Source organism: Pelomonas sp. BJYL3, assembly GCF_027257975.1.
Lineage (GTDB): Bacteria > Pseudomonadota > Gammaproteobacteria > Burkholderiales > Burkholderiaceae_C > Roseateles_B > Roseateles_B flavus.
Map to the genome: position 1 here is coordinate 281,466 of NZ_JANZKX010000002.1, position 10,826 is coordinate 292,291.

Annotated in this window: 12 protein-coding genes; all 12 read left to right on the forward strand. The window is 65.5% G+C overall.

All coding sequences use genetic code 11. The features are described from left to right. Positions 1-67 precede the first annotated feature (67 nt). The 12 genes from O9Y01_RS06980 to O9Y01_RS07040 all read left to right on the forward strand — a co-directional run bounded on the left by O9Y01_RS06980 (position 68) and on the right by O9Y01_RS07040 (position 10,826). A complete protein-coding gene (locus tag O9Y01_RS06980; RefSeq protein ID WP_269630813.1) occupies positions 68-721 on the forward strand; it encodes an FHA domain-containing protein in 654 nt (217 codons plus the stop codon). A gap of 203 nt (positions 722-924) precedes the next feature. Then, on the forward strand, positions 925-1,701 hold the full coding sequence (locus O9Y01_RS06985; RefSeq protein ID WP_269630814.1) for an MBL fold metallo-hydrolase: 777 nt from the start codon (positions 925-927) through the stop codon (positions 1,699-1,701). 253 nt (positions 1,702-1,954) lie between these two features. Further along, complete coding sequence (locus tag O9Y01_RS06995; RefSeq protein WP_332108746.1) at positions 1,955-2,428, forward strand: pilin; 474 nt, start codon at positions 1,955-1,957, stop codon at positions 2,426-2,428. Between the two features lie 130 nt (positions 2,429-2,558). Continuing rightward, positions 2,559-4,469: a hypothetical protein gene (locus O9Y01_RS07000; protein ID WP_269630815.1), complete on the forward strand. Its 1,911-nt coding sequence runs from the start codon at positions 2,559-2,561 to the stop codon at positions 4,467-4,469. Positions 4,470-4,477: 8 nt separating this feature from the next. After that, the gene (locus O9Y01_RS07005; RefSeq protein ID WP_269630816.1) at positions 4,478-5,179 is read left to right on the forward strand and encodes a hypothetical protein; all 702 of its coding nucleotides are present in this window, start codon (positions 4,478-4,480) and stop codon (positions 5,177-5,179) included. A gap of 14 nt (positions 5,180-5,193) precedes the next feature. Further along, positions 5,194-5,643 (forward strand): GtrA family protein, encoded by a 450-nt coding sequence (locus O9Y01_RS07010; protein WP_269630817.1) that lies wholly within the window; start codon positions 5,194-5,196, stop codon positions 5,641-5,643. Between the two features lie 5 nt (positions 5,644-5,648). Further along, positions 5,649-6,944 (forward strand): FAD-binding oxidoreductase, encoded by a 1,296-nt coding sequence (locus tag O9Y01_RS07015; RefSeq protein WP_269630818.1) that lies wholly within the window; start codon positions 5,649-5,651, stop codon positions 6,942-6,944. Positions 6,945-6,946: 2 nt separating this feature from the next. Beyond that, on the forward strand, positions 6,947-7,735 hold the full coding sequence (locus O9Y01_RS07020) for an SDR family NAD(P)-dependent oxidoreductase (protein WP_269630819.1): 789 nt from the start codon (positions 6,947-6,949) through the stop codon (positions 7,733-7,735). A gap of 13 nt (positions 7,736-7,748) precedes the next feature. Continuing rightward, complete coding sequence (locus tag O9Y01_RS07025) at positions 7,749-9,233, forward strand: hypothetical protein (protein ID WP_269630820.1); 1,485 nt, start codon at positions 7,749-7,751, stop codon at positions 9,231-9,233. Further along, the gene (locus tag O9Y01_RS07030; protein WP_269630821.1) at positions 9,226-10,215 is read left to right on the forward strand and encodes a glycosyltransferase family 2 protein; all 990 of its coding nucleotides are present in this window, start codon (positions 9,226-9,228) and stop codon (positions 10,213-10,215) included. Before O9Y01_RS07025 ends, O9Y01_RS07030 begins: the two co-directional genes overlap by 8 nt. A gap of 8 nt (positions 10,216-10,223) precedes the next feature. Next, positions 10,224-10,598, forward strand: a complete 375-nt coding sequence (locus tag O9Y01_RS07035; RefSeq protein WP_269630822.1) for an EamA family transporter — start codon at positions 10,224-10,226, stop codon at positions 10,596-10,598. A gap of 3 nt (positions 10,599-10,601) precedes the next feature. Further along, entirely contained in the window at positions 10,602-10,826 is a 225-nt protein-coding gene (locus tag O9Y01_RS07040) for an acyl carrier protein (protein ID WP_269630823.1), read from the forward strand.

Below are 10,826 nucleotides of genomic sequence, written 5' to 3' on the forward strand. Positions count from 1 at the left end.
CCGGCAACAGGCACATGAGACAGTGCAGCAGGCTTCGTCAGAGAAGCAAAAAGATTTGAGGTCAACAATGGGCAAGCTGGTGGTTTCGCTCGACGGCGTGGTGATCAAGGAAGTGCAGATCACCAAGGACAAGACCACGCTCGGTCGGCGCCCCTACAACGACATCGTCATCGACAACCTGGCGGTCAGCGGCGAGCATGCCGTGCTGCAGATGGTGGGTGCCGACGTCTTCATCGAGGACCTCAACTCCACCAACGGCACCTACATCAACGGCAAGGCCATCAAGAAGCAGCTGCTGGCCAACAACGATGTGGTGGAAGTCGGCAAGTACAAGATCCGCTACCTGGTCGAGGAAAACGCCGACTACGAGAAGACCATGATCCTGAAGCCGGGGGCCACCTCGCCGACGGGCTTCGGCCTGCCGTCCGGCTTTGGCAGCATGCCCACGGCAGCGAACACCAACCCGGCCTCCATCAAGGTGCTCAACGGTGCCGCGGCGGGTCGCGAGGTGAGCCTGACCAAGGTCGTCACGACGGTCGGCAAGCCGGGCGTTCAGGTGGCTTCCATCACCAAGCGCCCCAGCGGCTACGTGCTGGCCCATGTGGAAGGCCAGTCCCGGCCCACCATCAACGGCAGCCCCCTGGTGGGCGAGTCCATCGCGCTCAAGAGCGGCGATGTCATCGAGCTGGCCGGCACGCAGATGCAGTTCCTGCAGGCCTGATCGGCCGGGGCAGCGGGGCGCCGTGCAGAGTTCACGGCCCTGTCGACTGCAATCGTCACCCGTCCAATTAGCCGGCTGAATCGGGACTTCGGCGCTACCCAGGGCTGGAGGCCCGGCGTACATTGCCTGCACCCGAATCCACGGCGGATCTGGCTGCTCCCGCAGCGACAGGTGCGCCGTGCGCCCCCAGCCTTGAGTTTTCCATGAACATCCGCGTCCTGGGTTGTTCCGGCTCCATTGCCGCCGGCTACAAGACCACCGCCTTCCTGCTCGACGACGACGTCCTGATCGACGCGGGCACAGGTGTGGGCGATCTGGAGCTGGCCGCCCTGGCGCGCATCGACCACATCCTGGTGACCCATGCGCACCTGGACCATGTGCTGGGCATCCCCCTGCTGGCGGATTCCGTGATGCGTCTGCGCATGCAGGCAGGCCGCCCGCCCATCCAGGTCCATGCCCTGCCCGAGACGCTCGCTGCGCTGCGCCAGCACCTCTTCAACGGTGTGATCTGGCCTGACTTCACCCGGCTGCCCGAGCCTGAGCGTCCGGCCCTGCAGTTCCGGCCTCTGGCCGTGGGCGAGCGCAGGGCATTCGGCAGCCGCCAGATCGAGGTGCTCAGCGCCTCGCACACCGTGCCGGCCTGCGGCTTTGCGGTGGACGCCGGCGAGGCCGGGCACTGGGTCTTCACCGGAGACACCGGCCCGAACCCCGCCCTGTGGGCCCGGCTCGCCGAAATCAAGGTGGCCCAGCTGGTCATTGAGACCGCGTTCGGCGACGATGAGTGCGAGTTGGCGCGTATTTCACAGCATTTGTGCCCACGATCGCTGGCGCAGGAGCTGCGCCAGCTGGCCCAGCCGGCCGAGGTCTACATCACCCACATCAAGCCGGGTGAGATCGAGGCCGTGATGCAGGCCATCCATGCGCTGGACAAGCGCCACAGCGTCACCGCCCTCCAAGCGGGCCAGCTCCTGCGGCTGTGATTCCGGCTGCTGCGGGGCGCTCAGCCCGTGTCACCTGCTGACCTTCATTTACCTTCTGCAACGCTCCCGGCTGACCATTTTTGTCAGCCCCTTCTGAGGGCGACCAATCGCGCCAACTGGACTGACAAAAATGGTCAGTTTGAGGGCTAACCAGCGTGACTTTTGCCCGCAGATCCGCACAATCGCCAGCTGGCACGACCCCTGCATTCAGGGGGGCTGTCCTACCCCCTCAATTTGCTCATAGGAGTAATTCATGAAGTACCTGCAAAAGGGTTTCACCCTGATCGAGCTGATGATCGTCGTGGCCATCATCGGCATTCTGGCTGCCGTGGCTCTGCCGGCTTACCAAGACTACATGGTCCGTAGCCAGGTCTCCGAGCCCGTCGCTCTGCTGACCGGCCTGAAGGCTCCCCTGTCCGAGTACGGCGCTGACAAGAACGCCTGGCCCACCACCCTGGTGGCTCCGACGGTCACCCCCTCGGCTGGCGAGTTGAACGCCACCCTGATCGGCAAGTACAGCACCGTGACCAATAAGGTGGGTGGTACCTACCCGGCCGGTACCCTGACTGCCACGATGACCACCGGCAAGGCCAGCGGTCAAGTGCTGACGCTGACCACCGGCAACGGCGGCAGCACCTGGTCCTGCGGCAACACCACGGTGGATGGCGTGGTCGGTGCCGGCACCACCATCGAAGCCAAGTACCTGCCGAACGCCTGCAAGCCTTAATCGGTTTTGCACGTGATGATCAAAGGGGGCTTTGGCCCCCTTTGTCGTTTGCGTTGTGTCGCCCAGGCAGTCGGGCCTGGGACACAATGCCTTTCCTCATATGGGGCGGAGAGTGAGCAGTTTGTTTGACATGATGCATTCCATCTTCGATCGGCTGAAGGTGTCGGATCGGCTGCAAATGGCCGTGCTGGCGCTGGTCTGCATTGCGCTGTATGGGCAGACGGTGGGCTTTTCATACGTCTGGGATGACGGACTCATTTTCCTGAACAAGAACTCCCTGGTCGTGGAGCCCTTGAGCTGGAAGCTGCTGACGGAACCCATCCTGGAAGGTTCCAGCTACATGCGGCCCCTGGTCCTGCTCACCTGGTGGCTTGAGTTTCATTGCTTTGGTCAGCAACCGGCCGTCTCGCATGCCGTCAATGTGGCGTTGCTGGTCGTCAACGTTCTGCTGCTCCGCTCTGTTGCGCGCCGTCTGCTGGAGGAGAGGGGAGAGGCCGCGCCGGCCCTCTGGGCCTCAGTGGCAGCCTTGTGCTATGCAGTCCACCCCGCGTTGATCGAGTCCACGGCCTGGGTGTCCGGCCGCTTTGACATGCTGGCGACGACAGGCATCCTGGCGGCCTCGCACGTTTTCCTGAACTTTGGCTGGAGCACGCCCCTGCGCTTGGCAGGCTTGGTGTGCGCCTTGCTGGTGGCCGTGCTGAGCAAGGAACTGGGCGTCGTGACGCCCGTTGTGCTGCTTTGCGTATGGATGGCGGTGCGTGCCGATGAACGGCAAACGTTCCGGCAGAACCTGGGCCGGGCGCTACGCAGCGAGGCCGCCGTGTGGGTGACCTCGGCCCTGGTGCTGGTGGCCTACTTCGTGGCGCGACGCCTCAGTGCTGGAGGCATTTACCACTCCACCTGGGGCACTGGATATCTGCTGGCATTGGTGCAAACACAGCTGCCGCTGGAGGCGCTGAAGCACTATGTCAGCATGGCCGTCTGGCCCTTTGGGCGGGTCAGCATCTTCCATCCCTATTCCGCGCTGAAACTCGATGCGCTGGCGGTGGCGGGGAACTTGGTGGTGCTTGCCCTGACCCTCCTCACCTTCTGGTTCGCGTGCCGCCGCCAGCGGCCGTGGGCATGGCTGCTGATCGCTGCATTCACCGGCATTGTCCTGGTGCTGCATTTCATCCCGCTGAGCATTGCGGACAACATCGCGCAGGAGCGCTTCATGACGGCGCCACTGGCATTTGTGGCAATGGCCCTCGTGATCTTTCCGTGGCGTCAGACCGTGGGCCAGCACTTGCGCGCTCGCGCCTGCAAGATGGTCAGTGTGTTGGCGCTGGGAGGATGGCTGGCATTCTCGGCATTGGTCACCGTGAGCCTGGTGCCTTTGTGGGAACGCCCGGAAATCCTGTGGCGTTGGGCGAGCTTCCAGCATCCTGATGTCGACAACGTCCGCCACAACTATCTGGAAGCCGCGCTGACCAGCAATCACTTCGACTGGGCGCAGACCGAAATCGAGCGATTGCTGAAGAAGCACGGCGGGCTTGAGATCGGTGAGCAGATCATCTATGCCAGCTTGCTGATGCGCCAGGGCAATCCTGAAAGCAAGAAGTACCTTGAGGGCGTCCTCTACGCGCTGCCCAAGTTCCACGACATGCCGGATGGCCGGGCCAAAATGGCCGCTTTCCCGGTCGCCAGCGGAATTCTCGGTTCGGCCTATACGAACTATGCGCTTGCATCGCTTTTGTTTGAGGGCAATGCCGACGAAGCATTGAAGAACAACGCGATTTCTCGCTGGTATCTCCAGAGCTTTGATTCAGGCTACATCAGCTACACGGATGCGGCCATTTACTACGCCAGCGGCAATTTTGAGCAGGCCGACAAAATTATGGAAAAGAATCAGTCGATCTATTTCTATAACAAGGCGGGCATGATCAAGCAGGTCCATGACGTCGTTCGGATCTTCTGTGACCGAAGGCAGGACATCAGTGCTTCGGCGCGCGACACCTGTACCCGACTGCAGAAGCGGCAATTCTTCGAAGCTGGTAAATGATGCTGCTGATGACTCGCTGGAGGTTTGCCGGGCTCTGCCTGGTGGCGAGCTTGAGCTTGTGCACCCTGCCGGTCTGGCTGCTGTTCGACCTCTGGTACCCCGCGGTCTGGCGGCCCTTTGATGGCGGCTGGCCGATGATGGCGCTGGCCGGCGTCGCCGTGCTGATCACGCCTGCGCTGGGGGCCCTGGTGTACAAGGCCAATCGCCGCGCGCTGCTGCTGGACATGGTCGTGATCAGCCTGCTGCAGCTGGTGACCCTGGGCTTTGCCATGCATGCGCTGCACCAGGGGCGGCCGGCCTGGATCGCCTTCGTCAAGGACGACTTCCGCCTCCTGCGGCCGGTGCGCATGCGCACACTGCCCACGACGCCCTGGCACAGTGGGCCGCGCTGGGTGGGCGCGCCCTATGCCCAGGACCCCGCCGTGCGTGCGCAGCAGATCACGCGTGAGCTGGCCGACAACATCCCCGTGGAGAGCCTGGCCGAGTCCCATGTGCCGATCGAGCAGGTCCAGCCCGCCATCCGTGCGGCCGCGCGGCCCCTGTCGCGTTTGAACGAGTTCAATCCACCCGCCCAGGTGGCGGCCGTGCTGGCGGGCCATCCGCAGGCCGCCGGCTGGCTGCCCTTGAAGGGCGTGGAGCGTGATGGCGTCGTGCTGGTGGATGCACAAGGGCTGCCGCTGCTGGCCGTGCCCCTGGCTCCATGGCCTTGAAGCAGGCGATACCCATGGGCAGCTCCACAGGTCTTGGCGTGTCGCGCATGCGCCTGCCGGCGCTCTATGCCCTGCTGGCGGCCATCGCCACGGTGGCCAATATAGGTGCGCAGGACCTGCTGCTGCGCCTCTATCAGGGGCCCTGGCATGTGGCGGCCTCCGTGGTGCTGGGCACCGGGGTCGGCCTGGTGCTCAAGTACGTGCTCGACAAACGGTACATCTTCCGCTTCCGGGCCCGCAATGCGGCCCATGATGCGCAGACCTTCGTGCTTTACGTCGGTGCCGGCGTGCTGACCACGGCCCTCTTCTGGGGGACCGAATGGAGCTTCGACCGCTGCTTCGGCGGCGATCGCCTCATGCGCTATGCGGGGGCCGTGCTGGGCCTGGCTGCCGGCTACTGGCTCAAGTACCACCTGGACAAGCGCTATGTGTTCCGTGTCGCCGCCAGCGGGGCGCAGGCATGAGGCCGATGCAATCCTGGGGCCGGCTGGAGTCCGCCCTGCATCGCGTGGTGGAGCTCACGGACGAAGCCTCGCTGCCTGCGCAGCTGCAGGCCCAGCAGCCGGGCATTGCCTATGGCCAGGGGCGCAGCTATGGCGATGTCTGTCTGAATCCCGGCGGCACGCTGTGGCGGCTGGGGGCCCTGGACCACTTCCTCGGCTGGGACGCCCAGACCGGCCTCCTGTGCTGCGAGGGCGGTGCCCTGCTGCAGGACGTCCAGCGCACCCTGCTGCCGCAGGGCTGGCTGCTGCCGGTGACGCCGGGCACGCAGCTGGTGAGCGTGGGCGGCGCGATCGCCAACGATGTGCACGGCAAGAACCACCATGGCTTTGGCAGCTTTGGTGAACACGTCCGGCGCCTCTGGCTGGCCCGCAGCGACGGCACGGTGCTCGAATGCAGCCGGGACCTGGAGCCGCAGTGCTTTGCGGCCACGGTGGGCGGGCTGGGCCTGACCGGCGTCATCGTGCGCGCCGAGCTGCAGCTGCGCCGGGTGCCCGGCCCCTGGCTGGACACCCACACCCAGCCCTTCCGGGGCCTGGACGAGTTCTTTGCCCTGGCCGATGGCAGTGAGCCGGCCTGGGAGCACAGCGTGGCCTGGATCGACTGCCTGACGCAGTCCCGCGGCGGCGTGCGCGGCATCTTTCTGCGGGCGAATCCCTCGACCGCTCAGACCGGCCCCCTGCCCGCGAAGGGCCTGCGGCGCCTGCCGGTGACGCCGCCGGTGTCCCTGGTGAATGCACTCACCCTGCGGCCTTTCAATGCCGCCTACTACCGACTGCAACGCCACCGGGCCGGCAGCGCCCGGCAGCACTACGAGACCTTCTTCTACCCGCTGGACGGGCTGATGGACTGGAACCGCATGTACGGCCCGCGCGGCTTCTACCAGTACCAGAGCGTGGTGCCGCCCGGCGTGGCGCGCGAGGCCACCGAGGCCATGCTGCAAGCCATCGCGCGCAGCGGGGAGGGCTCCTTCCTCGCGGTGCTGAAGACCTTTGGGGCTCGCCCCTCACCCGGCCTCCTCAGCTTTGCGCGGCCGGGCACGACGCTCGCGCTTGATTTCCCCAACCGCGGCGAGCGGACCGCGCGGCTCTTCGAGCGGCTCGATGCCATCGTCCGCGAGGCGGGGGGCGCCCTCTATCCTGCCAAGGACGCACGCATGCCGCGCGCCCTGTTCGAGGCGGGCTTTCCACGATTGAATGAGTTCTTGCAGTGGCGCGACCCGGGCATGTCCTCGGCCCTGTCGCGTCGTCTGCTGGGGAGTTGAAGTTGACCGATCCCATGGGCATTGCCGGCGCAGCCTCCCGGCGGCGCATCGTCATCGTTGGCGCGACCTCGGCCATGGCCGAGCATTGCGCGCGGCTGTGGCTGCGCCAGACGCCGGACTGCGAACTGGTCCTGCTGGGCCGCCACGCCGAGCGTCTGGAACGGGTGGCGGGCGACCTCCGCGTGCGTGCGCCGCAGGCCCGCATCAGCTGCCGTGTGCTGGACTTCAGCGATGCTGACGCCATTGCCCGCGCCGCGGCCGACTGTAGCCAGCCCCGGGTGCCTGACCTGGTCCTGATCGCCCATGGCCTGCTGCCGGACCAGGCTCGCGCGCAGGAAGATCTCGCCCTGGCCCGCCTGACGCTCGAAGTCAACGGCCTCTCGCCGGTCCTGTTTGCCGAGGCCTTCGCGGCCCGCATGCAGGCGGTGGAGGGCGGCCGCCTGGCCCTCATCGGCTCTGTTGCGGGAGACAGGGGCCGCCAGTCCAACTACGTCTACGGCGCCGCCAAGGGCCTGCTGGAACGCTATGCCGAGGGCCTGCAGCACCGCCTGGCTTTGCAAGGTCACCCCCTGCGCGTGGTGCTGGTCAAGCCGGGGCCGACGGCCACGCCCATGACCGCCGCGATGGGCGGCGCCCCGGGTGGCCTGGCGCCGGTGGACGCGGTCGCCGCCGGCATCGTGAAGGGGGTGGCCCAGGGGCGGCCGGTGGTCTATGTGCCCGGCAAGTGGCGCTTGATCATGGCGGTCATCCGCAGCCTGCCCCGGGTGCTGATGCACCGTCTGAAGATCTGAATCGAGACCTGGCATGACGCAACTCCTTCGCAACCCCTGGCTCTTCGGCCTCGCCTGCCTGCTGTGCGGCCTGCCGGTGATGATCGCCAGCTATCCGCCGATGGCGGACATGCCCCAGCACGCGGCCCAGATCGCCGCGCTGAAGGCCATGCTGTTCTCCCATGACTGGCGCTACGAGTCCCTGTTCAGCCTGCAGGCCTTCACGCCCTACTGGCTGGGCTATGGCCTGGTGATGGCGCTGTCCGTGCCGCTGGGCATCCTGCTGGCGATCAAGGTGGTGGTCGTGGCGGCGCAGGCCTTCTTCGTCTGGGCGGCCGCTCGGTATGCCGTGCGGGCCGGCATGCCGCCCTCCTGGCGCTGGGCCTTCCTGATGCTGCCCTTTGGCTTCGCCTTCCAATGGGGCTTCCTGAACTTCCTCGTGGCGGCGCCGCTGGTGTTCCTGTTCCTCGGCTGGCTGCGGACGTGGCGCGAGTCACCGGGCGGGCTGAAGCCGGCGCTGCAGATGGTGGCGGTCCTGCATTTGCTGTTCTTCGCGCACCTGCTGGTCACGGCCTTCGTCTGCATCATCGCGGTGCTGCTGCTGGCGCATCCCTGGCAGGGCCTGCTGCGCTGGCTGCGGCGCTGCCTGCCCATCTTCTCCATCCTGCCCATCACGCTGGCCTGGATGGGCGTGGGCATGGCCTCGGCGCCGGCCGCGCGGGCGCCCATCGGCTGGGAGATCGGCCTTCACCGGCTGGTGGAGTTCCTTCCTGGCCTGGTGTCGGCGCCGGACCCCACCGTGGGGGTGCTGCTGGGGTTTCTGCTGCTGGCGCTGCCTTGGGCGGCGGGCTTTGGCGTCAAGAAGCACTGGACCGCGTGGGTGCCCTTCGGCGTCTACCTGTTCTTCATGATGTTCGTGCCGCATTTCCTGGGCGGCAACTACTACACCTACCAGCGCTTCGGCTTCCTGGGCCTGCCGCTCTACTGGGCCTGCTTCGAGGAGCCGGCTTCGCGCCTGGACGCCAAGGGGCAGCGCTGGGTCGCTGCCGGGCTGGCCGCGCTGGGCCTGCTGATGCTGGGCTGGCAGACCTTCCGGGCGGAGGTCTTCAATCGGGAGATCGCCGGCTACCAGGCGGTGATGACCCGGGCCGAGCCTGGCCGACGGATCCTGATGCTGGCGGCGGACCCCTACAGCCGGGTCAGCGCCGCGCCGGTGATGCTGCATTTCTCGAGCTGGTACCAGGCGGAGCAGGGCGGCCTGTCCGAGTTCAACTTCGCTCGGTTCTGGGGCATGCCGCTCCAGTACAAGAACAGCCAGGGGCCTGGCATCTACGTCGGTTTCGAGTGGGCGCCCGGCAGCTTTGACTGGGATGCCAACGCCGGCAGCAGCTTCGACTACCTGCTGGTCCGCTCCTCGGACGACGCCAGGGAATGGGTGCGCGCCAAGACGGATGGCCGCATGGTCCCGGTTGCGGGGCGTGGTGGATGGCAGTTGTTTGGAAAGGCAGCCCATGAGTGAACAAGCCCAGCAGCAAGCTGCACAACAGGCCCGGGGCCCGGAGGCACCCGCCCTCTCCATCGTCATTCCCTGCTACCGCTCGGCGGACAACCTGCCCGACCTGCACCGGCGGCTGGATGCCGTCTGTGCGGCCAACGGCCTGTCGGCGGAGTTCGTCCTGGTGGAGGACGGCGGCGGCGACGGCACCTGGGACGTCATCAGCCAGCTCGCGCGGGCCGATGGCCGCATCGTGGGCATCCAGCTGGCCAGAAACTATGGCCAGCACAATGCGCTGTTATGCGGCATTCGTGCAGCACGGGGTCAGGTCATCGTCACCATGGACGACGACCTGCAGAACCCACCGGAAGAAATTCCGCGCCTGCTCAGCAAGATCAATGAGGGCTTTGATGTGGTCTATGGCTCCCCGGTGCAGGAGAACCATGGCTTCCTGAGGAATATCGCATCCCTGGTCACCAAGCTGGCGCTGCAGCATTCCATGGGCGCAGAGACGGCCCGCAAGTCCAGTGCCTTCCGGGCGTTCAGGACCCGTCTGCGCAACGCTTTTGCGGACTACAACAGCCCCACCGTCAGCATCGAGGTCCTGCTGACCTGGGGCACCACCCGCTTCAGCTCGGTCGATGTCCGGCAGGACCGGCGGGAGCGAGGGCAGTCCGGCTACACGGTCCGCAAGCTGATGACCCACGCCCTCAACATGATGACGGGCTTCTCCACCCTGCCCTTGCAGATCGCCAGCGTGGCCGGCCTGCTGTTCGCAGCCGGCGGCTTCGTGGTGCTGATGTATGTGCTGGTGAGGTATTTCATCTCGGATGCCGTGGTGCCGGGCTTCAGTTTCCTGGCGTCCATCATCTCGATATTTTCGGGTGTGCAGCTTTTCTCGCTGGGAATCATTGGTGAATACATTGCGCGCATGCATTTCCGCGCCATGGAGCGCCCGCCATATTCCGTGCGGTCCAGCACCGAAGATACCTCCACGCAGCAGTGAGTCAGAAAATGTCGATCAGCTATCTATTCGTGGCCCTGACCATTGTGCTGACGGTATACGGGCAACTGGTCCTGAAATGGCAGATGGGGTTGCACGGGGCCTCCGTGAACTGGACGGACCTCTGGAGCATTGCCCGTCTGCTGTGCCGGCCCTGGATCGTTTCCGCCTTCGGGGCGGCCTTTCTCGCCTCGCTGTGCTGGATGGTGGCCATCAACCGCCTGCCGATCAGCCGTGCCTATCCCTATATGGCCATCAATTTCCTGCTGGTAGCGGTGCTGGCCACGCTGCTGTTCGGTGAGAAAATGGATATCTATCGCTGGGCCGGCACGGCGATCATCATGCTGGGCGTGGTGGTGCTGTCATTTTCAAAGTCGATCGGATGAAATATGGAAGAGAAGTTGCGCGAGGTGTTTTCTCAGGTGCTGGGCATGGACGCCTCGCAGGTCACGGATGAGCTGCAGTACGCCGTGGCCGAGGGCTGGGATTCCGTGGCGCACATGTCGCTGATCGCTGCCATCGAGGAGGCCTTCGACATCATGATCGACGCGGAAGACGTGATCGACATGAGCAGCTTCAGGAAGGCCCGGGACATCGTCGCCAAGTACCTCTGA

What these genes read in the sequence shown, in the direction of transcription:
- O9Y01_RS07015 (WP_269630818.1), top strand. Translation starts at nt 5,649, where the DNA reads ATGCAATCCTGGGGCCGGCTGGAGTCCGCCCTGCATCGCGTGGTGGAG.
- O9Y01_RS07010 (WP_269630817.1), top strand. Translation starts at nt 5,194, where the DNA reads ATGGGCAGCTCCACAGGTCTTGGCGTGTCGCGCATGCGCCTGCCGGCG.
- O9Y01_RS07040 (WP_269630823.1), top strand. Translation starts at nt 10,602, where the DNA reads ATGGAAGAGAAGTTGCGCGAGGTGTTTTCTCAGGTGCTGGGCATGGAC.
- O9Y01_RS06985 (WP_269630814.1), top strand. Translation starts at nt 925, where the DNA reads ATGAACATCCGCGTCCTGGGTTGTTCCGGCTCCATTGCCGCCGGCTAC.
- O9Y01_RS07005 (WP_269630816.1), top strand. Translation starts at nt 4,478, where the DNA reads ATGACTCGCTGGAGGTTTGCCGGGCTCTGCCTGGTGGCGAGCTTGAGC.
- O9Y01_RS07035 (WP_269630822.1), top strand. Translation starts at nt 10,224, where the DNA reads ATGTCGATCAGCTATCTATTCGTGGCCCTGACCATTGTGCTGACGGTA.
- O9Y01_RS07000 (WP_269630815.1), top strand. Translation starts at nt 2,559, where the DNA reads ATGATGCATTCCATCTTCGATCGGCTGAAGGTGTCGGATCGGCTGCAA.
- O9Y01_RS07030 (WP_269630821.1), top strand. Translation starts at nt 9,226, where the DNA reads ATGAGTGAACAAGCCCAGCAGCAAGCTGCACAACAGGCCCGGGGCCCG.
- O9Y01_RS07025 (WP_269630820.1), top strand. Translation starts at nt 7,749, where the DNA reads ATGACGCAACTCCTTCGCAACCCCTGGCTCTTCGGCCTCGCCTGCCTG.
- O9Y01_RS06995 (WP_332108746.1), top strand. Translation starts at nt 1,955, where the DNA reads ATGAAGTACCTGCAAAAGGGTTTCACCCTGATCGAGCTGATGATCGTC.
- O9Y01_RS06980 (WP_269630813.1), top strand. Translation starts at nt 68, where the DNA reads ATGGGCAAGCTGGTGGTTTCGCTCGACGGCGTGGTGATCAAGGAAGTG.